15 protein-coding genes and 1 pseudogene are annotated in these 23,659 nt (G+C 53.9%); 5 read left to right on the top strand and 11 right to left on the bottom strand.

Going from position 1 to position 23,659, the window contains the following annotated elements; genetic code table 11:
• Both KUC_RS19670 and KUC_RS03165 read right to left on the bottom strand, forming a co-directional pair.
• Positions 1-3,492: two-partner secretion domain-containing protein (locus KUC_RS19670; RefSeq protein ID WP_167537986.1), on the bottom strand; the 3,492-nt coding region annotated here is incomplete at its 3' end.
• Positions 3,493-3,586: 94 nt separating this feature from the next.
• Positions 3,587-4,567 (bottom strand): helix-turn-helix transcriptional regulator, encoded by a 981-nt coding sequence (locus KUC_RS03165; RefSeq protein WP_007111649.1) that lies wholly within the window; start codon positions 4,565-4,567, stop codon positions 3,587-3,589.
• A 229-nt stretch (positions 4,568-4,796) separates the two neighbouring features.
• Here KUC_RS03165 and KUC_RS03160 point away from each other — a divergent pair, with 229 nt between their 5' ends.
• A complete protein-coding gene (locus KUC_RS03160) occupies positions 4,797-6,989 on the top strand; it encodes a CHASE2 domain-containing protein (protein WP_040479393.1) in 2,193 nt (730 codons plus the stop codon).
• Positions 6,990-7,007: 18 nt separating this feature from the next.
• Here KUC_RS03160 and KUC_RS19755 read toward each other — a convergent pair whose 3' ends face one another.
• From KUC_RS19755 to KUC_RS19030, 4 genes are all read right to left on the bottom strand, one after another.
• Positions 7,008-8,729, bottom strand: a complete 1,722-nt coding sequence (locus KUC_RS19755; RefSeq protein WP_007111647.1) for a FecR family protein — start codon at positions 8,727-8,729, stop codon at positions 7,008-7,010.
• 9 nt (positions 8,730-8,738) lie between these two features.
• Positions 8,739-10,163 carry an outer membrane beta-barrel protein gene (locus KUC_RS03150; RefSeq protein ID WP_141243389.1) on the bottom strand — a complete coding sequence of 475 codons (1,425 nt, stop codon included), beginning with the start codon at positions 10,161-10,163 and terminating at the stop codon, positions 8,739-8,741.
• 108 nt (positions 10,164-10,271) lie between these two features.
• Positions 10,272-11,030, bottom strand: coding sequence for a 3',5'-cyclic-nucleotide phosphodiesterase (locus KUC_RS03145; protein WP_007111645.1), 759 nt, complete (start codon positions 11,028-11,030; stop codon positions 10,272-10,274).
• A gap of 116 nt (positions 11,031-11,146) precedes the next feature.
• Complete coding sequence (locus KUC_RS19030) at positions 11,147-11,782, bottom strand: cyclic nucleotide-binding domain-containing protein (protein WP_007111644.1); 636 nt, start codon at positions 11,780-11,782, stop codon at positions 11,147-11,149.
• A 160-nt stretch (positions 11,783-11,942) separates the two neighbouring features.
• On the opposite strand from KUC_RS19030, the gene KUC_RS03135 reads away from it, so the two are divergent.
• Together KUC_RS03135 and KUC_RS03130 are read left to right on the top strand one after the other, a co-directional pair.
• Entirely contained in the window at positions 11,943-13,958 is a 2,016-nt protein-coding gene (locus KUC_RS03135; RefSeq protein WP_007111643.1) for a RecQ family ATP-dependent DNA helicase, read from the top strand.
• A 77-nt stretch (positions 13,959-14,035) separates the two neighbouring features.
• Positions 14,036-14,479: an ion channel gene (locus KUC_RS03130; RefSeq protein WP_007111642.1), complete on the top strand. Its 444-nt coding sequence runs from the start codon at positions 14,036-14,038 to the stop codon at positions 14,477-14,479.
• 9 nt (positions 14,480-14,488) lie between these two features.
• Here the strand turns inward: KUC_RS03130 and zigA are convergent, their stop codons facing one another.
• The 5 genes and pseudogenes from zigA to KUC_RS03105 all read right to left on the bottom strand — a co-directional run bounded on the left by zigA (position 14,489) and on the right by KUC_RS03105 (position 18,853).
• Complete coding sequence (gene zigA, locus KUC_RS03125) at positions 14,489-15,715, bottom strand: zinc metallochaperone GTPase ZigA (RefSeq protein WP_040479390.1); 1,227 nt, start codon at positions 15,713-15,715, stop codon at positions 14,489-14,491.
• Between the two features lie 112 nt (positions 15,716-15,827).
• Positions 15,828-16,108, bottom strand: a pseudogene (locus tag KUC_RS03120) (TIGR03643 family protein).
• Between the two features lie 3 nt (positions 16,109-16,111).
• Positions 16,112-17,488, bottom strand: a complete 1,377-nt coding sequence (locus KUC_RS03115; protein ID WP_007111639.1) for a PepSY-associated TM helix domain-containing protein — start codon at positions 17,486-17,488, stop codon at positions 16,112-16,114.
• A gap of 96 nt (positions 17,489-17,584) precedes the next feature.
• Positions 17,585-18,217, bottom strand: coding sequence for a class I SAM-dependent methyltransferase (locus KUC_RS03110; RefSeq protein ID WP_007111638.1), 633 nt, complete (start codon positions 18,215-18,217; stop codon positions 17,585-17,587).
• A gap of 288 nt (positions 18,218-18,505) precedes the next feature.
• Positions 18,506-18,853: a helix-turn-helix domain-containing protein gene (locus tag KUC_RS03105; RefSeq protein WP_040479385.1), complete on the bottom strand. Its 348-nt coding sequence runs from the start codon at positions 18,851-18,853 to the stop codon at positions 18,506-18,508.
• A gap of 496 nt (positions 18,854-19,349) precedes the next feature.
• Between KUC_RS03105 and KUC_RS03100 the strand changes: the two genes are divergently transcribed.
• Together KUC_RS03100 and KUC_RS03095 are read left to right on the top strand one after the other, a co-directional pair.
• Entirely contained in the window at positions 19,350-21,695 is a 2,346-nt protein-coding gene (locus tag KUC_RS03100; RefSeq protein WP_040479382.1) for a putative bifunctional diguanylate cyclase/phosphodiesterase, read from the top strand.
• A gap of 380 nt (positions 21,696-22,075) precedes the next feature.
• Positions 22,076-23,659 carry a glucan biosynthesis protein G gene (locus KUC_RS03095; protein WP_007111634.1) on the top strand — a complete coding sequence of 528 codons (1,584 nt, stop codon included), beginning with the start codon at positions 22,076-22,078 and terminating at the stop codon, positions 23,657-23,659.

Raw genomic sequence — 23,659 nt, 5'->3', positions numbered from 1 at the left:
ATAGTTATTGGCGAGGCCATTGGTACCATCGTTTAAGGTATAGCTGGCGGTGACAGTGCGGGATCCGGCATTGGCATTGTCGAAGCTGCCGCTGGCGTCAATGCTTAGGTTCTCATCCGTGGCCAGGTTATCCATAGCGCCCGCCGTTACAGTGGCATCGGTCGAGCCGTCGTAGACTTTGTTCGCGACGGTGGTGCCGCTGATGGTGAGTGAGCGGGGATCGATAGTCAGTTTGCCGCTTTCGAAGGTCAGGTCGTAGTTGGTGGCACTCAGCCCTTCGGGTTTAATGTCATAGGTATTGGCGTTGGTGGCCCCTTGGCTTGTGCCCCTATAAGCTAGGCTGCCGCCTAGCTTATTCTCACCTTCATTGTTGACGAATCCTGAATAGGTTACACCGTTGCCTCCGCTGTAGGTCTGGCCATCGTAGGTTTTGCTGTCATCTTTGGCGGCGACGGTCAACGACGCTTTATTGATGGTGGCGAAATGAGTACTGTCTGTTGGCGTTGTATAGTTACTTGCTAAACCGTTGTTACCATTACTCAAAATATATCTGGCGTTTACATTGCGTTGCCCAGCGTCGGCACTGCTAAAGCTGCCGGTGGCGGCAACGCTTAGATCTTCGCCGGCGACCAGATTATTCAGGGTGCCTACTGTAATAGTAGCATCGGTCGAGCCGTCGTAGGTTTTGTCTTGGGCAGTGGTGCCGTTGATGGTGAGTGGGCGAGAGTCGATGGTCACACTTGCTGCACTGTCGTAGCTGATATCGTAACCCTGCTGGTGGGAGTAGAGACCAGAAAAGTTGAGGCTATCATAGGTACCCGCATCGGCGGCATCCGTTGTATATGTGAGACTGTTGCCATCCAGCGTCGCACCGCTCACGTCTGTGGCGTAATCGGCGATACCACTGGCGGCGTCGCCGTCGTAAACCTTACCGACAATCTCGTTGCTATCGGGCGTCACCGTTACCGGCGTTAGAAAACTGCGCAGCATTGGTGTGGTATGGCCATCATAAATTCGCCAAACTGCATCGGTGCCGCCATGGGCATCGATGTCACTTCCCCAGGCGCTTCTGAAGGTACCGAGTTTGGTTAACTCGGCGTAGGATTTCCCCGTACCTTCGCCGGAGGAGTTGGCTCCATTGATCGGATTGCCATTAGCGCGGGTTGTGGCGTAGTAGCTGTCAATGACAACACGGAATACATAGCCTAATCCATCCCCGACTAAACCGCCTACGTCGGAGTTGCCCGTTGCCTTACCAGTAGCGTAGGAGTTTCGGATAGTAACGAGGTTGTGGGCTTGGGTATCATTGCGACCGACCAGTCCGCCAACGTTTCTATCTCCCACTACGTCGCCAGTGGCGTAGGCGTTGGTGATGCGACCATCATCATTAATTCCAACCAGCCCCCCTGCGAACATTCCATCCGAGCTTGGAGTTTCCACGTTGCCAGTAGCATAGGCTTTAGTGATCGTGCCAGTATTGCTTCCGACCAACCCGCCGGCGTGTATATCACCCTTTACATGCCCAGTGGCGTAGGAATGAGTGATAGTGCCAATGTTATGCCCCACCAGCCCGCCGACTCGCCAGCCATCGTAGACATCACGACCACTTCCCGTTGCTTCGCCGGTGGCGTGTGCGCGGACAATATTGCCCTCATTGAAGCCCACCAGTCCGCCGATTCTCCCAGTACCATTAACGCTACCAGTGGTGTAAGCATTGATAATATCACCAGCGTTAAAGCCTACGAGTCCTCCTAGACGCGTACCGCCTTTTATATTCCCACCGACTAGACCAATATCACGAATAATGCTGGTGCTGCTGGCACTGCCGAATAGGCCAAGGTAATCATCACTATCAGAATCTATATTTAAATCGCTAATAGTATGACTGAGCCCATTAAAATTGCCTGTGAAGGGGCTATCATGATCACCGATGGGGTTCCATGAGTTATACCATGCCGACCCGGTGCTACTGGCATCGATATCTGCGCCTAATGCGTAGTTACCGGAAAGATGGCTGCCCGTGCCTTGCAGGTTATTGAGGCTTGTCCTGCTACCACTGCTATATTCGGTAATTACTGTATAATTAATCCGGTTACCATCATCACTGCCAAGCTGAGTAGAGAAGTTTTGGCCTGCTGGAAGATCGATCGGAGCATTGATCTGGTACTCACCGCCATTGTTAGCCTGGCCGTACTTCAACACCAGCTTGCCGCCACCCTGTATGGTTTTATTAATCTCTATATTGCGTAGAGCATTTAGGGTTAGTTGGTTACTGTTACTCCAGCTCACCTCGTCATTCACAAAAATATCGCCATTACCGCCACTACCCCACTCATCAGTACTAAGGGTGGCAGTAGTTCTAGATAGAAGGTCTGAAAGACTTTCACCAGTAATGTCACCGCCGCTGGGAGCTACTGTATAGTCAGAGGGATCAATGAGTAATTCACCCGTTTTGCCCTGAGCAGCTTGTGTCGTCACTGTGACTTCATCCATAAAGCGAACCTTGGCCGCGCTGGTTTCCACAAAGCCCCCGTCGCCGCCATCCGGTGCCGAGGCATCCAGCGTTCCCGCCACGCGGGTTTCGCCACTTTGCATATCCCCCATCAGCCAGATTTCACCCTGCGCGTTTTCTGCAAGCGTACGCGCCTGGGTGGTGCCGGTGTGGTTGATGACGCTGGCGGCCAAGTCACCTGCGGCTTTGGCGGTCAGGTAGACCCGGCCGCCGTCGGCTTGTATCGCGCCGCCTTGTTCGATGTAGGTATCCAGCAGGGCTTCTTCGACTTCAATCTTGATCGGGCCGCCCATATCCAGCGTGACGCGGCTGCCCGCGCCCATCATTACATCGCCGCGGGGGGCCTTGATGCTGCCTTCATTGATAATTTCGGTGGCGATCAGCGCCACATAGCCTTCGTCAGCGGCGCGGATATTGCCCTGATTGATGATCGCGCTGCTGCTGTTGCCCTCAAAGGTAAAATCACCCGCCATAAAGTCGTCGGGGCTGATGTCCAAAGTAGAGGCGACCAGGCCACCCACGTCCACCTGGGCGGTGTCACCAAATACAATGCCGTTGGGGTTGACCAGAAAGACCTGGCCGTTGGCCTCAATCGCCCCACGAATTTGCGAGAGCTGATCACCGGTGACGCGGTTCAAGGCAGCGGCATCCCGCCCAGGCTGGTGAAACTCAACGCGGTGGCCTTCGGCCACCGAGAAGTCATCCCAGTCCATGGCCATGCGGTCTGAATTCTGATTAATACGCATCGCGTTGCCGGACTGCTTGATACTGCCGCTACCGGCGCGGATCTCACCCCCCGTGGGCAAGCCGCTGGCAAACGCGCAAAGGGGCAATAGAATGATGCTCCCAGCGGTCAACGAGGCCAGTGTGCCCACAATGCCGGAACGGCGTGATGTTTTGCCGTGGCGTTTAACGTTTTCAGGCGCGACTTGCCACTGCCCTCTGGCAGCGTTCCAAACGGTGCGATAGATACGGTTCATGATCCCCTAGCCTTTATCAGTAATAATTTTTTACCAGCCTACGCGTTGGCAAGGGGGGCTTCTTCCACTCAGCGCTACACTTGCGAGGATTTAATCAGGGCGTGTTTGGAGGGCAGCTGATGTGAGCAATGTTGCGAACCTCGCCTGGTGTGACGCCAAAGCGCTGCTTGAACGCGCGGTAAAACCAGGAAAGGTGATTGAAACCCGAATGCAGGGCGATATCGCTCACTGAACGCTGAGCTGAGTGAGGGGATGTTAGCGCACTAAACGCGCGCTGGAGACGCTGTTCAACCAGGTAGTCGGTAAAGGAAGTGTCCGCATTATTGAACAGTGCCCGGATATAGCTGGGCGATACAGCGTGGCGTCGTGCCAGGTCATTCAAAGTGATCGGCGTCCGCGCATGAACGTTTATATCAGCTTTAATGGCTTTTAAACGTGCCTCACGCAGGCCGCCACGCTGGGCGTATTCGTATGCCTCCGGCGTGGCACCTAGTGCCAAGCACGCTAGATCCAGCAGTTGTCGAGTCAACTGAGAGGTGGGTTGACTATCAAGCGCGTCGGGACATTCTGTCAGTGCTAGGCAGAGTCGGCTTAGGTGCTGTAACGATTCGCCGGGCAAAAGCAGGTGTTTAGGCAAACGGTCCATATCGCCAAGCAGCGGCGCCAACTGCGCGCGTGCAAACGCGATGCTTAGGAAATTGACCCGCTCGCCGTAAAAGTCGACGCTACCTGACTGATGGTTATAGACCACGCGTGCTCTGCCCGGCGTGCAGGCAAGAGAATCATGGGCTTGTAGGTGAGAGAGCCAGCCGCCGGGGCCACCGGGATGGATTAAAAGCGTAATGTCATCGTTACCATCAGCGACTTGCGGGTTTTCACGCGCCGCATGCAGCGATGATGCGGTCACCCGAGCGATGGAAATTCCCGGCAGTAGCCTGATGCGTGTTTCAACATGCGGAATCTGCTTCCTGGGCGCATCAAGCTTTACTTGCGCCATGGCGCTGTATATATCCTGCGCAGCCTCCAGGCGTTCGCTGGGTGCAAAGTCGTCTGTTGAAAATGAAAAAAAAGCCATGGCTGTCTGATGCGTTATTAAAAGTGTTGGCCTTCATTAATAAGTATTAAAAACGTTGAAAACAAGTCGGCTTAACGTCTCAGAGAAATGTGTAACCTGCAGAAAAGCTTTAAGAGAAGATAAGCAACACGATGGTTAACGCATGACGATGATTGGGCGCTTGATGATAAAGTCAGCACTCGGGTTGGCCGCCATAACGTCTTAGTATCAGGGAAATAGGGTCGCGGGTATGTCGAGGGTGTATGCCAAAAAGGGGCGGTGGCTGCAGTGGGGTGGCGGCATGGCCATCGTGGTGGCGCTGTTGCTGGATCTGGTGGGCTGTATGCCGATGCCGTTTCTGGAGCGCTTGGAGTGGCAGACCTATGACAGTCGCGTGCGAGCAACGCTGAGCGAGGAGGCCGACCCTAATCTGGCCATTATTGATATTGATGAGCGCAGCCTTTACGAGGTTGGCCAGTGGCCCTGGCCGCGTTCAGTGGTCGCCGATCTGGTAGAAACGCTGTTTGATACTTACCACGCGGGGCTGCTAGGGGTGGACATTGTGTTTGCCGAGCCGGAAGGGACGTTGCTCAAACAGTACTGGCAAAGGTTGGTGAGCGATTACCCCGCGCTTGAAGAACGTGGGCCGCCAGACAGTGGCGATGCGGTGCTGGCCGACACCTTGGCTAACTACCCAGTGGTACTGGGGTATTATTTTCAAGCAAGCGTCGCCGAAGATGATCCGCCGCCAGTGGGCACATTGCCCGCGCCGGTGGAGGTGAACGGAGGCGACTCGCTTTCAGTACCCGAACCAGAGCGTTTTACCGGCAACCTGCCCGAGCTGCAGCAAAGCGCGATGGGCGGCGGTTTTTTTGATAACCCACAGGTGGATGACGACGGTGTGTTTCGCCGGGTGCCTTTACTGCAGCGCTGGGAGGGTGAACTTTATCCGAGCCTGCCGCTTGCGATGTTAATGGCGATGATAGGCGGGCCGACGATTGAGCCAAAAGTGGGCGAAGGCGCGGGCGTGGCGCAACTGGAGGCGCTGGATGTCGGCGGCTTTGAAATTCCGGTGGATAACCAGGGGGCGGCGCTGGTGCCGTGGTACGGCGAGCGCGGACATTTTGACTATATTTCAGCCGCCGATGTATTGAACGAGCGTATCGAGCCTGAAGCACTTGCTGGTAAAACATTGATACTTGGGGCTTCAGCGCCGGGTTTGATGGATTTGCGTTCGACCCCGGTGGGCGGCGTTTTCCTGGGGCCAGAGATCAACATGACGCTGCTGGCGGGGATGTTGCACCAAAGCTATAAGGCCCAGCCGCCGTGGGTGGCGGGGGCGGAACTGGTCAGCCTGGCCTTGCTGGGGGTGTTGATGACATTTTTGTACCCGCGTTTGAACGCGCCGACCTTGCTGGCAGTAAGCGTTGGGCTGCTGGGCATTACGCTGGGAGGGAACTTCTGGGCTTGGCAACAGGGGCTGGTGTTGCCGCTGGCGGCATTATTGGTGCTGTTTGTGTTGCAGATGCTATGGCACCTGGCGCTGAATTTTTTAACTGAATCGCAGCAGAAGCGTTGGGTAGCCGAACGCTTTGGGCAGTACATACCGCCTAAGCTGGTAGACGACATGGTACACAGCGGCCAAGGGATGAGCCTGCAAGGTGAAGAGCGTGAGATGACGGTGCTGTTTTCAGATGTGCGCGGGTTTACGGCGTTTTCTGAGACGCTACCACCTGCTGAATTGACTCAGGTGATGAACCGGCTGCTGACGCCCCTCACTGGAGCGATTCATGCCCACGACGGTACCATCGATAAATACATGGGCGATGCGATTATGGCCTTTTGGGGCGCACCGCTTCACGATATTGCGCACGCCGAGCACGCCCTTGAAGGGGCGTTTGCAATGCTTGAAGCACTTGATGATATCAACCAGATATTTATCCATGAGGGCAAGCCAGCACTGGCCATGGGAGTGGGTTTGAACACTGGGTCAATGAGCGTAGGCAACATGGGGTCGAGCTTCCGGATGGCCTATACCGTAATGGGCGATAACGTTAATTTGGGGGCGCGCCTGGAGGGGCTGACTAAGGCCTACGGAGTGAGTGTGCTGGTGAGTGAAGCAACCGTGCAGCAAGCCCCCAATTGGTGTTTTCGCCGTTTGGATAAAGTACGTGTTAAAGGTCGTGATGCACCCGTTTGGGTGCTGGAGCCGGTTGGCCAATGGAGGGGATTAACCCCGGGCCAGCGTGAATGGCAGGCGGCATTTGATGAAGCTGTAGCGTTTTATCAGGCGGCTGCGTTTGAAAAGGCGCAGGCGGCGTTTGCCGCGCTGGAAGATCAACAAGACCCACCTACCCAGCTATATTTGCAACGCATCGAATACTACCAAGAAACCCCACCCCCCGCCGATTGGGACGGGGTGTGGACGCATACTAATAAATAAAGGTGTCTTGTCAGTGGATTAAGGGGCGATTTCCTCGCGTCCGAATAGTCCGGTACCGCTGTAGTTGTCCAGATCACTGCCTGCGGCCTCAATTAGGCTCATAATGGCAGCGGCATCTTCGCCAATGTATCGGCCTTGTAAGGTGTTCAAACCATCAAAACAGTCGGTGTCACAGTTTTCGTGGGTGAGGTCGATGGTATCGATCGGGAAGGTTTCGAAAGCTGCGCTGCCTTCTTCAGCGCTTAGCCCACCAACCAACTGACCAAAGTCTTCCAGCCTTATATCAACCAATACGCTGCTTTCACTGGCACTACTGACGAGTGTGATGGTGCTGTCGCTAAGAATGGGTATCACATTGTCGCCTGCTTGGTTGACCAGCCCGGTACCGCCTATCCAGTTAAATGCCACGCCCTCGGCTAGCTGTCCGCTTATTGCATCGAGCGCTTGGTTGCTTAGCTCGTTGCTTAGCGTATCGGCCAATGCATTCGATGCTGAAATAAAGGGGATACTGCTCCCTATTGGCTGTTCCTCTGGAGCGAAGGGGTCGGGAGTGTCGGCGTCCCAGTAGCCCCATACCACTTCGCCACCCGCTACATTTTGGCTGCCTTGTTTAGTGGGCGTCGTATTTTCTTCGTAAAAGCTATTTAACAGGTCACTTCCGATAAGCGTGGTTAAGCTGTTTTCAGCGGTAGGTGGGAAGTCGATCCAAGCCTCGGCTTCGGGCTCCGGCTCCGGCTCGGGGTCTGGTTCGGGGTCTGGTTCGGGCACCGGCTCAGGTTCGAGGTCTGGCTCAGATTCGGGTTCCGGCTCGGGCTCAGATTCTTGGTTGACGTCGTCTTCTAAATTATCTGCAAAGGCGCGGGCACGGGTAGATTGTTCTTGGGTGAGGTTGTTGGTTTGCTCGCGCTGAAGTTGTTCATTGGGGGTCGGTGCCAGCGCGATGCGGTCGAAAAACGTGCCGTCAGTGGCATCGCTATCGGTATCTAGAGTGGTACTGGCAACGGTAGTGTTGTTGCCAGCTTGCTGGGTGGTGTCTGTGCTTAGGTTTTCGTCGTCTTGGCTAGTTTGCTCGCGGCGCTGGTCTTCCAACTGTTTAAAAATCGCTATGCCGTCGGCGAGGAACTCTGGGATAGCGTCTGCAGTGGCGGAAAACACGACTTGCCCCGGGCGCACAATACGCTCGCCAGCATCGGTGCTCATGGAGAGCATACCGCTCTCGACATATAAGTAGCTGCCGGTAGCCATGCCAGGCAAGGGAGGCGTTTTGCCCTCTGGCACGTGAACTAGTTGAAAGCTGGTGCCGCGAATGCCCATGGTGGCCACCGGCGTTTTATAGCTGACGTTTGCGGGTGCATTTCGTCCAATCAACCCCGTCACAGCGCGTAACCCGCCGCGCAGCAGTTCGCCACTCTGTTCGGATGTGTCAGGGTGCTCTGTGTTGTTTTGGTAGCTCTCCAGGGTGTAGGTGCTTTCTGGCTGAATGGCTTTGGTGCCGCCATCACTGTAGCGGATCTGTAGCGTACTGGCGCTTTGCGTTCGGAAGGTGTCGCCGGCAAAAATGTCATCGCCGCGTTCGGCGGTGGTACGTTCGCCCTCGCGCTCAATTGAGGCATTGCCGTGAACGAACATCACCTGCCCGGCGGGGGTGTTGGCCCATACGGCCATGGGGATCATTAGGCTGCCAACAGTGGCGTGGAGCGATACCCAGCGGGCAATGGGGTGTTGTGTAAAACGAGCCATAAGCCCTCCCTAAAAAAGGTAGCGAACGCCGACCTGCGTTTGAAGGCGTGTCGAATCGTAAAATTCAATGGAGGCGTTGCGCTGTTCGTAATGGGCCGAGGTTTCTACCAGCCAGTGACGATTGAGCTGGTAGAGCCAGCTTAGGCGCGCTTCCCATATCTGCTCTTCGCGGGCGGTAGGCTGGTAGCGGCTGGTGATGTTGTTAACGTTGTCCTGGTAGTTACGTTCGCGGTAATCCACATCGCCGCGTATGAGTTGGCGCTCGCCAATGGGTACATCCACGCCCATGCCCACTTGCCAGTGGTTGAGGTCACCGCCCGCACGTTGTTGGTTGGCTGTGCCACGGGCCCACTCCTGGCCTAACTGCGCCCGCCAGCGCAGGTTAGCGTGAGTCAAGGGGGTCGTAAGCTCAACTCCCAGGCGGCCTGCGTCGTAATCGCTTAGCGCGTTGTCAAAGTCGTTGTGTTGGGTGCTAAGCTGCCAGATCAGCTGGCTATCGGTGCCTACCGTGTAGGCGTAGCGGCCGCTAAGGCCCCAGCGGGTCAAAAGCGGGTTCTGGTCGGCACCACCCCAGCCTTGTAAAACACTGGGTTGCAGTGTCCAGGTGTGGCCATTGCTCAGTTCGCGCTGGTAGGCAGGCACCAGCTGTAACAGCGTAAGGTCAATTTCTTCGGCGCTGTCCTGGGAGTAACGCTGGGCCTGGGCAGTGGCGTCAAACAGCCAGCGTGAGCGTTCGTCAATTGGGTAGCGCCCCCGGTAATTGGCTTGCAGCCGGTGATAGAGGCTTGAGCGGCTGGCAAAAGTAACGTCGTCAAGCTGATTGGGGTCGTCAGGTTCCAAGACACCGCTATCGATTAGTTGGTCAACCACACTGCGTAGTGACGTAGGTAAAGGGTCAAGTGCGATATCACTACTGTAGCGCTGGGGGTTGCTGTCGTAGCCAAGAGCGACACCTACGTTCAGATTATGCTGTGGGTCGTTGTCTTCACGGCGGCGTTGTTCGATGACTTCTTTGAAGCGGCCAATGGCCGCTTGTGCTATGGGCGGAGGGGAGAGCTGTTCCAAACGCTCGATTTCCTGTTCAGCGGCGCGGCGCTGATCCAATTGCAGTAGCGCGGCGACGCGCTCCATTCTCGCGCCTGCGTGCTCTGGCTCAGTCTTCAATGCCCTGTCCAGAGCAATCAGCGCGTGGGAGAAGTGTTCAGCTCGCAGTGCAAACACTCCCAGCCAGTAGTCAAATGCGGGCTCGCCGCTGTGGTCGACCTCAACGGCTTTCATGCTTGAATAGGCGGATTTGGCGTCGCCTTGCTTTAGCATTTGGTGAGCGTTCTGTAACGTTTCTTTATAGGCATGGGCTTGCGTGGTCAATAACAGCCCAAGTGTGATACTCAGCAGGCAGTAAAGACGAATAGGCCGCACTGTTATTAATCTCATAGGCTAACCCAGTTCCTTGCTACTTATACGGATACCAGTGTACGGGTGGGTAAAAGGTATGGCTTCCACTCAGCGTTACACTTGTGGCGTATTCCTCAAGCGGTTTTATCAGATCGCCTGCCATGGCTGTGTCGTGGGAAGGGCGGCATGAAGCTGTTGAATGATTTTTGACCGATACGGCGGTTTCAGGTGGGTTATCAATAGTTTTTTAGGGGGGGTCGCCACCCGGTAAAATAGTTTGGCGAGCCGCTGTGGGGTCAAGTGGTAAGCCGATTCGGCGAGGCGGTCGAGATGGTTGGGGAAGGCACACTCGATCACCAACGTGTCGAGTGCGCCTAGCCGGTTAAGCGATTGGATGGTGATATCGGAAAGCCCGGTATCGCCGCTAAACCCGACGGTGCCTGTCGGGCAACTTATCCAATAACCACAGGCGGGGACGCCATGGGTAACGGGAAAAGGAGTCACTGCGACGGTGGCATCAAACGTATACGGATGCCAGTGAGTGATGGGTACATAACGCAATACAGGCTGTTCTGGAGAGGGCAGTTGGGCGAAGTCAGGCCAAATAACATGATTGAAAATGTGGGATTGGAGAGCTTTGATAACGTCAGGTAATGCGTAAACAGTTAAGGCTTGGCGGCGAGATACAAGCGTTTCAAATAGGCTGTCGATTAGCAGTGGCAGGCTGGCAATATGATCGATATGGGCATGAGTCAGCAGGATGTTTTTCAGCCCTCCAAGCTGTTCGTTACTGAGTTGGTTAACACCCGTGCCCGCATCGAGCAATGTGGAAGGGTTCAGCAGAAAGGCGCTAGTCCCTTGAGAAGACTCTAGGCCTCCGCTAGCGCCAAGGACATTGACATTCACGGTGCTGTCACTCCATTTTTGTCGGATTAGATATATAACACTGATAGATGACTGGGTTGAGATGTCGTCACGGAATATCGTCACGTTTGCTGTTTTTCTATTGACGCGTTAGGTTCTTACCGCGCTAGTTTAGTCGCCATATCGAACCCAATAATGCTTTGTATCGCACTTTTCATCTCAGGGTCGCGTTGGTAAAGACGCTCAAGAGCCGAGGATGGCCACATTAAGTAACGCACCGGTTTGTTTGCGATCACATCAGCACTGGTTAACCGACCAGTCATAAAGCTCATTTCACCCGCAAAATCGCCTGGGGAAAGCGTGGCGCGTTCAATGCCATCAACCTTAACGCTGGCACTGCCTGAAAGCAAAATGATAAGCGCTTGCAGCTCTTTACCTTGTTCGATTAGCGCCTCACCTGACGGTGTTTCATGGGGCTCCGCTTGCTGTAACAAGCGGCGCATGCGGCGAGGTTTAAGCAGCGAAAAGGTTGTATCGTGCAGCCACTGCTCTTCCTGGGTGAGCTTAATCGGGCGACGTTGGAGCAGTAACACCGTTAAGTTGACGGTATTAATCGCGATAAAGGCGATTTGCCAGGACATGGCACCATAAAGCGGAGTGGTTTGAAAATAAAAATACGGCAACGTGGATAATGCCGCCAAAATGGTAATTGCGCGTAGCCACGCCATATCGCGAACAATATATGCTAAACAAAATAGCGCATTGGCAATAAAAAAAAGCGCAATTGTGAACATCTTATCTCCACAGCAATATAATTCACTACGTCATAGAAGCTCCACATGCTACACAAAAGCGTGAGGAGGTTCGCAACGAATTTGGCCGCTATGGAATTACCTCTGCTGTTTGTATCAAAATAGACTTGCTGGACACCGCCCATTGTCGTTAGGAGTATTCATGCCCCCTATATCACCTCAGCAAACGCTGAAAGACGTATTTGGTTTTGACGACTTTCGCGGCGGCCAGCAGGCGGTGGTTGAAAGGGTGCTGGACGGGCACTCCACGGCGGCAATTTTTGCCACCGGCGCGGGGAAGTCACTTTGCTACCAGCTTCCAGCGCTGCACCTACCGCACTTAACCCTGGTGGTATCGCCGCTGCTGGCGCTGATGCAAGATCAGCTCGCGTTTTTGGCCCGCCACGGCGTAGCAGCTGCAAGTATTGACTCCACCCAAGACAGAGACACCACCCGTGAGGTGATGGAGCGCGCCAAAAGCGGCGAGCTTAAAATATTGATGGTCTCGGTGGAGCGGCTCAAGAACGAGCGCTTCCGGCACTTTTTACGCCAGGTTCAAATATCGCTTTTAGTGGTGGATGAAGCCCACTGCCTCTCAGAGTGGGGGCATAACTTCCGCCCCGATTATTTGAAGCTACCGGACTACCAGCGCGACTTCGCTATTCCCCAGGTGCTGCTACTCACCGCCACGGCAACGCCGACCGTGATCGCCGATATGGGCGAGAAGTTTGCCATCGCAGCGGATAACGTGATTACCACCGGTTTTTACCGTTCGAATCTGGAGTTACTGGTGGCGCCTGCCATGGAAGACCGCCAGCAGCAACTGATTAACTGGTTGAAGCCGCAGATGCAGCCGGGTAGCGAAGCGCCCACGATTATTTACGTCACCCTTCAGCAAACTGCCGAACGGGTGGCGAAAGCGCTAGCGGTCCAGGGTATTGCCGCCCAGGCGTACCATGCGGGGCTAGATTCCCAGCAGCGAGATGAGATCCAGCGCCAGTTTATGGGCGGAGAGTCGCCCTGCATCGTGGCCACTATTGCCTTTGGTATGGGCATCGATAAGGGCGATATTCGCAACGTGGTGCACTATGACCTGCCCAAATCCATCGAGAACTACAGCCAGGAGATTGGTCGGGCGGGGCGCGACGGGCTGCCTTCCACCTGCCTGACCATGGCCGGGCGCGATGGCCTGCGGGTGTTGGAAAACTTCGTTTACGGCGACACTCCCGAATACGCGGGTATCTACCGCCTGTTGGAAGAGATTGCTGCAGCAGGCCAAGCGCCAGATCGCCAGTGGGAGGTGCTGCTCAATACGCTTTCCCGTGATACCAATATCCGCCCGCTGCCGCTAAAAACGCTGTTGGTGCGGCTGGAGATGCACGGCATTATCGCGCCGCGCTTTGCATTTCTAGCAGAGTACCGGCTGCGCTACCACATTGAGCCGAGTGAGTTGGTAAATCGTTTTGAAGGCGAACGGGCGGCCTTTGTGCGGCTATTAGTCGATAATATTCCCATTGCACGCACCTGGGGCTCGGTGGATTTTGACCGCCTACACCAGGCAGGGCTGGCGCAGCAGGTCGATACTTCCCGCGCCCGAGTGATCACTGCTCTGGAGTACTTTCAGGACAAAGGCTGGCTGACCCTGGAAGGCAAACGGATGACCGACGTTTACGAGGTGTGTCAGCCTAATTTTGCCATTGAGACGCTGGCGAGTCAGCTCTATGACGACTGCCTGACAAGAGAGCGCATCGAGATTGAGCGATTACAGGCCATGCTGGCGCTGTTTGAATCGGAAAGCTGTATCACCCGGCGTTTAGCGGAGCACTTTGGCGATCGCACTTTTGGTAATAGCACCTTTGGTGCGCCGCTCGACCCCGTGCAGGGCCGCTGCGGACACTGCTCGGTATGTTACGGACATCCTGTACGGCTGCCGGATGCGCCCCCACAACCCGCGTTATCGGAAGCTGATTTTCAACGTTATGCCACGCCGCTGATTGAACGCCATATTGAGCAGGTCGGCCAGCCGCCTAACGCCCAGCGGCTGGCGCATTTTCTGTGTGGCTTAACCATGCCGATCTTCACCCTGCTCAAAGCCCGCAGCCTGAACGGCTTTGCAGTCTTTGAGCAGCGCGCCTACACCGAGGTGCGTGAGTGGACAATGAGGCATTTGGCAAGCTGAAAAGCGCGCACCGACACGCCAGGCGAATTATTGGCTACGCTTAAGCTCTTACAAGGATGCTTATTCAAGGAGTTGTAATGTTTAGCGGAACGGTAGCGGTGCTGCTGATGACGGTCGCCGCTGTTATCACCAGCGTGCTGGTGCATTTTGAAGTGGCGGTACGCATTAGCCGTAAATTGGAGTATTGGCAGCTTGCGTTACGGGGCCGCTTTTTAGTGCTGTTTTTAGCGTTGTTTGTTGCCCACCTGATTGAAATATGTATCTTTGCTCTGGCGTTAGTTAGCTTACAAGCTTTGCCCGAAACGGGACAGATTTCGGGCAGTGAAGCGGTGGCACTGTGGGATTATCTTTATATGTCGGCCATAAGCTATACCACCCTCGGCTTTGGGGATCTAACGCCAGAGGGCGGTATGCGGTTGCTGTTAAGTGCCGAAGGTTTGATCGGATTTATGCTGATTACCTGGTCGGCGTCGCTCACCTTCCTGCAAATGCAGCAGCACTGGGCCGTGGGGGATGAGTAGCCGGTTAGGTTACTCCCAAGCAGGGAAGGGGTCGGGCAGTTGTTTCCACGCCTCAATCCCTTCCAGAAGCTCGCCTTCGCTCAATAGGCAATCGTCCAGTGCTTCGCGCATTTTGGCTTGATCCAGGTTCTGACCGATAAATACCAGCTCCTGGCGCATATCACCAAACGGCTCCTGCCACTTCTCCATAATAAACTGACGTGTTTCGGGGTCAGTTGGCCAACGTTCTTCGGGAATGGCTTTCCAGAATACCCCGGCTGGGCCGTGGTGGGCGATACCGCCTGCCTGGCTCCACTGACCTGCGGCTTGAGGGCGAGTGGCCAGCCAGAAAAAGCCTTTCGAGCGCAACAGGCCCTTACCAAACCACTCCTGGTTCAACAGGTCGTGGAATTTTTGCGGATGGAAGGGGCGACGGGCATGATAAGCAAAGCTGCCAATCCCGTACTCTTCGGTCTCGGGCACATGCTCGCCGCGCATCTCTTTTAGCCAGCCCGGTGCCAGTTGGGCGCGCTCGAAATTGAACTTACCGGTATCCAGCACTTTATCCAACGGCACGCCGCCTTGGGTGATCGGCACCAGCTCCGCGTCGGGGTTCAGCGAGTGCAGGATAGCCTTCAACGCCTCCAACTCTTTTGCATCAATCAGGTCAGTTTTGCTGATCAGAAGCACATCGCAAAACTCGATTTGATCTACTAACAGATCGGCGACATTGCGCTCATCGTCTTCACCCAGACTTTCGCCTGCTTCGGCGAGGCTTTGCGCTTCGCGGTACTGTTCTAGAAAGTTGGCACCATCCACCACCGTGACCAGCGTATCCAGCCGTGCCACATGAGAAAGACTCTGGCCGCTTTCATCTTCAAAGGTAAAAGTTTCTGCGACCGGCAGTGGCTCGGAAATCCCGGTGGACTCAATGACTAAGTAATCGAACTTGCCTTCTCTTGCCAGTTGGCTGACTTCTTCCAGTAAGTCTTCGCGCAAGGTGCAGCAGATGCAGCCATTGCTCATCTCTACCAAACGCTCTTCGCTACGGTTCAGTGCAACGTCACCATCCAGCGTCGACTCACCAGGGCCACCGCGCACTAGCGCGCCGTCGATATTCACCTCGCTCATATCGTTAACGATTACCGCTACGCGACGACCTTCACGATTGGCAAGAATATGATTGAGCACGGTGGTTTTACCGGCACCAAGAAAACCCGAAAGCACTGTCACGGGTAGGGGAGAAAATGCGGTCATTGCTAGGTCACCTCTAAACGGGTCTATGTTATGTGATAATATAACAATGCAGGTGTTTAGAGAAAGGGCTGTTTTGGAGGGGGCGGATCCGTTTCGTATCTGCTAATGGGTCTCAGCGCTTATACTGCGTCGGGCAGTAGCCCCTTAGCACATCAGGTGAACGCAATGCGCTATGTTTGGTAGCGCGGCCGGTGACACGCTTGCGCCATAAACGAAACGAAACGAGGCGGGTTTAAGCTGGTGGCGCATCACCTCAATCACATCGGGCTCGGCAAGCCCAAACAGCGTTTCGATCGCTTCAAACGGCGTGCGGTCTTCCCAGGCCATTTCGATAACGCGCGATTGTTCGTCGTCGGGTAAACGGCGAAAGCGTTTAACGGGGGCTTTTGGCATCTCTCACCTCGTTTCAGTGGGTTGGCGATGTGCGCTGATGCGTTGTTTAACATACCAGCGCAGCGCATCCATCACGATAAAAACCGCTAAGCTGACGCCCAATACAGGCAGCGCCACGCCCAACGTGATCGCGACAAGCACTACGCCTAGCTTGGCGGTAATCGGCAGCAATAGCCAGGGCTCAGTTACCGTGGGAAAGCGCTGACCACTTAGCGTGCGCAGCCGTCGCCATGCCATCAAATAGCCCCATATTATCAATGTCACAAGCCCTGTGGCGATCAGCGCCAGCACGACTTGATTTACGAAGCCAAACAGCACGCCCATATGCAGATCAATCCCCCAGCGGGTGAGTTTGGCGGCTAGTGGAAAGGTGGCGAAGTCGGTTTGATCGGTCACTGCCATGCTGTGCGGATGCAGTGCTACTTGGTCGACTTGGGTAGGCCACTGGCGGTCAATTTCGGCTACCCGCCATGCTTGTTGAGGGCCGCTCGGGGGCGTTAGCTGAAGTCGCGCAGCGCTGAGACCCGCTTGACGCGCAGCGCTCAGCGCCCGATCAAAGTCATCTAATGCGATGGCTGCGGAGACCATGGCCATGTGGCCGCGATGTTCCGCATGTTCATCGTGTGGTTGGGTATCGGTATCGATCAGCGCTGTTGAGGCGCTTGGCGTACTCCAGCCCCAGGCGTGGCGTAGCTCGGCAATATTGCCTCCTGCCCACTGTGACCAGGTCAGCCCCGTGGCGGAAAAGAACAGCAGCCCGAGGGATAAGACCCAACCAAGCGTTGCGTGGCGTCGGCGGGTTGCCTGGGGCCCCGAGCGCGCTTTTAGCGTGCGGCGTTGCCAAACCCACAGCATGAGGCCACCCAGCGCGGCAACCCAGAGCCAAGAGGCAGCCAGTTCACTATATAGACGGCCTATATCACCCATTAACAGCTGGCGATGAAAGTGATCAATTGCTGTGCGTAGCGGAAGTATTCCGCTGGTGCCGTAAACCGTTGTATCACCAGTCACTGCGAGCGAAATCGGATCAACAAACAATGCGCGATGTTCTGAAGGGCCGAGACCTAGCTCACTAAACATCAGTCGGGTGGTGTCGCCGTGTTCTGGTGCAGGGCGTACTGCGCTGGGTAAGGTTGGAACGCCTAGATAGCGCTGCCCAGCAGCGATCTGTTCGGCAAGCGGTTGAGGCTCGCCCTGAGTGACGCCATATAGGGTGTCATGGTAGAACCACTCTTCAAGTGGCGGGCTGAGTAAGTAGGCAATGCCGGATAACGCCGCGATAAGAATAAAAGGGCCGATGAAGAGGCCCGTATATAAGTGCAGGCGGCTAAGCAGGGCAAAAAGCAGTTTACTAGTGCGGGTAGGGGAACGGGCTGTCATTCGCTGAATCCGAGTGGTATCGGGAAAGTAGTGAGACAGCTTAGATAGTTTACTTAACGATCGCTAGCCTTCACGCAGCGGTAAAAAGTCACACGATTAACGTTTAGAAGGCGCATCTTTGTAGGCTAGCAGTGCACGGAATAGCCCATCCATCAGCACCGGTTCGTCGTGTCGAATCTGGAATCCAGCCTCGGTGAGCAGTGGCTGCGCTTGGCGAGTAATATCGGTTGCGAGCGCTGATGTTAGCTGGTTCAGTAGACGCCGCCCCGGCCCTGACGGCTGTTCATCCGGCTGAAACTTATCCATCACACACAGCTGCCCGCCGGGTTTTAGCACACGGTATGCCTCGGCAAGCCCTTGCTGGGGGTCAGGCATTACCGCAATAATCAAATGCATGACGACGGCATCAAAGTGCTCGTCGGGGTAGCTGAGCGCCTCTGCATCCATCACAACACACTCAACATCGCGGCGCAGCGCCTCGGCCCTTTTGGCCGTGCGCTTCACCATGGCCGGAGCGATATCGGTGGCGTGCAATTCGATATCATGAGGAAGAAAAGGCAGGTCTAACCCCGTTCCGGCGCCTACCAGCAGCACCCGCATACCGGGCTCCCAATCCACTTGGCCAAGCGCAATACGCCGCGGCCTGCGAAACGCACGGGTAGCTACTGCATCGTAGAAAGGTGCGTAAATGGTGTAGCGTAGGCGATTCCACTCAGTGGTATTTAGCATAACGCCTCTTTGCAGCGCAACGCTGCGATTGCTGAACGGCGGGTGTCGACTATCTACATCAGACTACCTATAGCATGAAAGTAATAATTCAACCAATAGAGCATGTTCTTGTTGTACAGCTGATTATATAAAATTATTTTTTGTAAAACTAATGCTATTAATCATATTTTATTCGCTGCGTGAGATTTTTAAAATAGTAAACATTATCGTGATTCTTTAACTGATTATTTTTAGCGATTTTTGATTGGTTTTATAATTGCAAAAGAGATCCCTTATCGTTATGCATTATTAGCATTTTCGTAGGCGCTTAGTTAAATTTTCAACAATATCGATAACTAGTATGCGATCATTTTGATTTAAAGGTTCTAAAAGCTGTTTCATTCTGCTTGTTTGATCATCGATATGAAAACTTGCTTGCCCAAACAACTCCGCTGCTTCGCAGTTGAAAATTTCAGCAAGCTCTATTAGACGCACAATGTTGGGGATCACCCGCCCGCGCTCAATGCGCGAAACGGCTTCATTACCAACACCTAAGCGCTCAGCAACTTCTTCTTGGGTCAATTGACTGCGAACCCGCTGTTTGGCAATGGCGCGGCCAATACTGCCCGCCAGCCGTTTCTGTTCTGTTTTATTCACAATGCCCTCCATTAGACCTAGATGGTTGAGGAACGACCTATTGACATGAAGGACTGTTTAGGTTGAATATCATCCTCTAAGGTTGATTTGGATGCTGTTGGTTACTTTTTGTTTCATTTAGTTACTGCCTGAAATATATAATGGAGGAGTGGTGGTAATTTAATTGCGCATTTAAAAAACATAAAAAAGCCTAAGTGCGGAGATGAAAAATTCTGTAGCTATGAAGTAAATAGCTGAGCGCAGCTTGAGAAATGCACGAGACAATTATGTTTTTAATATTAACATTTGAGTTTCTGTGAGTGATTTTTGAAATTATTTAAAAAGTTTTAGAGGAAAGGTTGTTGAGTATTGAATAGTTTTTTCTTTTATGAGTTTCAGGTGTTTGATCGGCTACCGAAAAACGTTTATGCGGCGGACGGGCGTGTTTTTTTCAAAAATACTGTTCAGGACGAGCGGGAGAGAAGCTTGATGTGTAATTTCGAAGGCGCTTGATAACATGCTCCCTACGTCTGTACCAGAGATTTTTCGACAGTGGGCGGATAAGCTGTCCAACTTCAGTGAAGAGGGCTTTTTTCAACACCTTGTGAGATCCTTGGCGGATATCCTTGGAGTTAATCATGCCGTTGTTGAACATGTCGATAGCCGCCAGGGCATTGCGACCACGCTGGCGGTGTGGTCTCAGGGCGAGTTCATTGAGACGGCTCCGTATTTGCTACAAGGTACGCCATGCCAACAGGTCGCTGGTCACTCACGACTGTATGTATCCTCTCACGTTCGTCAGCAGTTCCCGGATGATCAACGCTTGGCCGCCCTGAAAGCGGAGGGGTATTTGGGTGTCGCCATCGCAGCGCCTGGTGGCGGCTGTTTGGGCGTTATTGCGCTAATGCACTCCTCTGCTTTGGGACTTCCACCGTATACCGATGAAGTGTTAAGTATCGCTGCGGCGTTGGCTGGCGCAGAGTTGGCGCGTCAGTTAGCGGAAGGCCAAACGCGCGAACGTCTGCTACATAATCAGCGGGCACTGCAACGCATTGGTCGACACAATACAGCCTTGATCAATACCATTAATGAGCAGCAACGCTTCCAACACGCGGTTGTTAGCGTGGCGACCGCTGTTTCGGCTGAAAATGGTGAAGCATTTCTGCATCAACTGACCGCCCATATGGCTGAGGCGTTAACCGCCGAAGTAGGATTTATTGCACTGCTGGATGAGCAAGATTCTGATATCGCTCATACCATAACGTTGTATGTAAATGGTCAGGTCCTGAGCAATTTTGCCTACTACCTCCCCGGTGTTCCCTGCCACAAGGTGATGATGGAACAGGAGTGTATCGTTCATGAGGGCGCCGCCATTGTGTTGCCTGCTGAAAGTAACGGTGCACTTTCTTGGGTGAATGGCTATGTTGGGCGGCGGCTAGATAATAGCCATGGTCAGCCGATGGGGCTTATTGGCGTAATGTTTAAAAAGCCGCTGGCCGATGTGGATGTTGTGCGCAATGTATTGCAGATATTTGCCGCCCGGGCAGCCTCGGAGCTTGAGCGCCAACAAGACGAAGTACGCATACGCCAACTGGCTTTTTGTGATCCCGGCACGCAATTGCCCAATCGTGCTGCCTTTATGCGCCACTTAGAGAGAGTGGTCGCCGATACGCAGACCACTAAACTGGCGCTATTGCTACTGGATCTTAATCATTTCAAAGAGATCAACGACACTGCTGGGCACGACCTGGGTGATTTAGTCCTTAAGGCCGTTGCCAAACGCTTTGCAGCGTCGTTAACTAAGGGACAGTACTTAGCACGGTTAGGCGGCGATGAGTTTGTGGTGGTTTGCCCTGGTGTTGAGGCAAACAGCGCGATAGCCATCGCTCAGCAACTGTGTGACAGCATAGCGCTTCCGTTTATTGTTGGGCAACACTCCTTCGAACTCTCCGTGGGAATAGGTCTAGCGCTTTATCCTCAGCATGCGGCAACGCCATTAGAGCTGTTGAAACACGCCGACATTGCCATGTATCAAGCTAAACGGCAAAAGCTTCCCGTATGTGTGTTTGAGCACTGGATGGAGCGCGTTGTGGCCGAACAGCTGCATATTGCCAAACGTCTGGCGTCTGCCATTTCAGAAAAACAGCTGAGCCTACACTTTCAGCCTCAGGTGGATTTGCACAGCGGCCTGTTGATTGGAGCTGAGGCGCTGTGCCGGTGGCACGATGAGGAGCTGGGCGACGTTCCGCCGGGTAAATTTATTCCTATTGCCGAAGAGCGCGGCATGATTGTCGCGCTCGGTAACTGGGTGATTGAAGAAGCCTGCAGGCAGCTTGCCGCATGGCGAGAGCAGGGGCACTCCATGCCTGGTCAGTTGGCAATTAATATTGCCGCCCAGCAGTTTGAAGAGGACGACTTGGCAGCCAACGTGCTCAATCGCTGTGCCTACTTCGGTGTTGAGGCGTCACAACTTAGCCTGGAAATTACCGAAAGCGGCATCATGGAGAATCCTGAAAAGGCGATCGCCATGACCGAAGTTTTAAAGAGCAACGGGTTAGGGCTTTCCATTGATGATTTTGGCACCGGTTATTCATCGCTTGCCTACCTAAAGCGTTTCGCCGCTGATAAAATTAAAATCGATATTTCCTTTGTCCGCGATATGCTCACCAGCGACAACGACCGTGTCATTGTGGCGACGATTATTGTCATGGCGAATACGCTGGGACTTGAGACCATTGCAGAAGGTATTGAGAACCAAAAACAAATCAACGCATTGCTTGCAATGGGTTGTGCTCAGGGGCAAGGCTACTATTTCGATCGGCCACTGGCAGCCGAACAGTTTGCCCAACGCTGGCTCATTTAGCCTAGGCAGATAAGCCATGAAAGTTTCTGCATGCCTACACGGCGACTGAGTTTATAGTAGCTTTCAGGAGAAAGGCTTAAACCGGTAGACCGCTAGCTTAATAGATCGCCCATCCTCACTGCTCAACATATTGAGCAAGTTCTAATTTTTTCCTCATCCCTTCCAAAATGCCCGGACAGTCAGGGTGCCAAGTAGTCTACACTCATGCTATACCTAAAATGTAATTTCATCTTCATATGCCCACATGGTGTGTGTCTTAGCGATGGCGAGCAATAGCAGAAGGACGCATTTAGCTGATCGAATGGACTCTATCGTATGTCGATTCGGCAAATAAGCGAATTTGAATTCAGTCAAAGGATTGTACCGGAGGATTACGCTAAATGAATGGATCGGCCCCGCAAAGTAAATTTTCAAGCTGCAAAGGTATTTTTTCAGCAGCCGTTCTAGGTGGGTTACTGGTTGGTGGCATCCCTCTTGAGGCTTTTGCGTTTGGCTTCGATGATGTCGCTATAAAAGCAGAGGAACTAGCCCAGCAGGGCTACCGCGCTCCAGAAACGTCGTTGCCAGATGTGCTGCGCGAACTCAGCAATGCAGAATATGCGCAAATACAGTACAAGCGAGATCGCGACGTGTGGAGTGGTAATGACGCACCTTTCACACTGAGCTTTATCCATGAAGGGATGCATTACGACAGTGCCATCCAACTCAACAGTATTGATCAGGAGGGCGAGGTTCATGGCTTTGCTTACAACCCAGATGACTATACTTACGGCGATTTAAACATCTCCGACGACGTTAAGCATAGCGATGGTCTGGGTATTGCTGGCGTCAAGATCAATTACGCTCTCAACGGTGATGATCCCAATGAGGTGATGGTGTTTCTCGGGGCAAGCTATTTTCGCGCTGTCGGCAGAGGGCAAGTTTATGGTCTTTCAGGGCGCGGGCTGGCCGTTGATACCGGGTTGCCCTCGGGCGAAGAGTTCCCGCGCTTTACAGAAATGTGGATCGTTGAGCCAAATCCAGAAAGCCAGTACTTGACGATTTTCGCCCTGCTTGACTCGCCTAGCGTTACCGGAGCCTACCGCTTCGTGCTACGCCCCGGTGAAGGAACCTTGGTAGATGTACAGTCGCGGTTATATTTGCGCCGGGCAGTCGAAAAGCTGGGCATAGCTCCGCTAACCAGCATGTATCTCTACGGCCCGGAGCAGCCTTCATCGACACAACACTATATTCCAGCCATCCATGACTCTAATGGCCTATTAATCGATGATGCGCAGAATGGCTGGCTGTGGCGCCCGCTCTCCAATCCGGCCAGATTGATGATGAATCGACATGCAACACCTCAGTTGCGCGGTTATGGTCTGATGCAACGTGGTCACAACTTTAGTGATTATCAGGATCTTGACGCACGTTATGATCTGCGCCCAAGCGCCTGGATTGAGCCTGTCAACGAATGGGGGGCCGGTAGCGTTGAGTTGATTCAGATTCCAACCAACAACGAGGCCAACGATAACATCGTATCGATGTGGCTGGCTGATGAGACGCATCAGCCGGGAGCGCCGCTGGCGTTTGATTACCGCATTACGTTCACCGCCAATGAAAGCCGTCATCTTGATCCTCAGCTTGCGTGGGTTGAGGAGACACGTCGCTCACGGGGTGAGGTGATTCGTGATGACCTAGTGCGTGAGCCCGACGGCACGCTCGCTTTCGTCCTTGATTTTGTCGGGCCCTCACTTGCTGGTATCGGCAACGATGCAAACATGAGCGTTGAGGCAAGCGTGGGCGATAATGGCGAATTAGCCAATACCCGGGTTGTGCATAATCCGGCGACCGGCGGCTGGCGTGTGTTTGTCAACGTGAAGCGCAATAACGGCAATCAGCCTTTGGATATCAGGGCCAAACTAATGCTTGATGGCAATCAAGTATCCGAGACTTGGTACTATAGGCTGCCCGCTAATGGTTGA

It is taken from the genome of Vreelandella boliviensis LC1, assembly GCF_000236035.1.
GTDB classification, from domain to species: domain Bacteria; phylum Pseudomonadota; class Gammaproteobacteria; order Pseudomonadales; family Halomonadaceae; genus Vreelandella; species Vreelandella boliviensis.
This window is presented reverse-complemented; position numbering and strand designations above follow the sequence as displayed.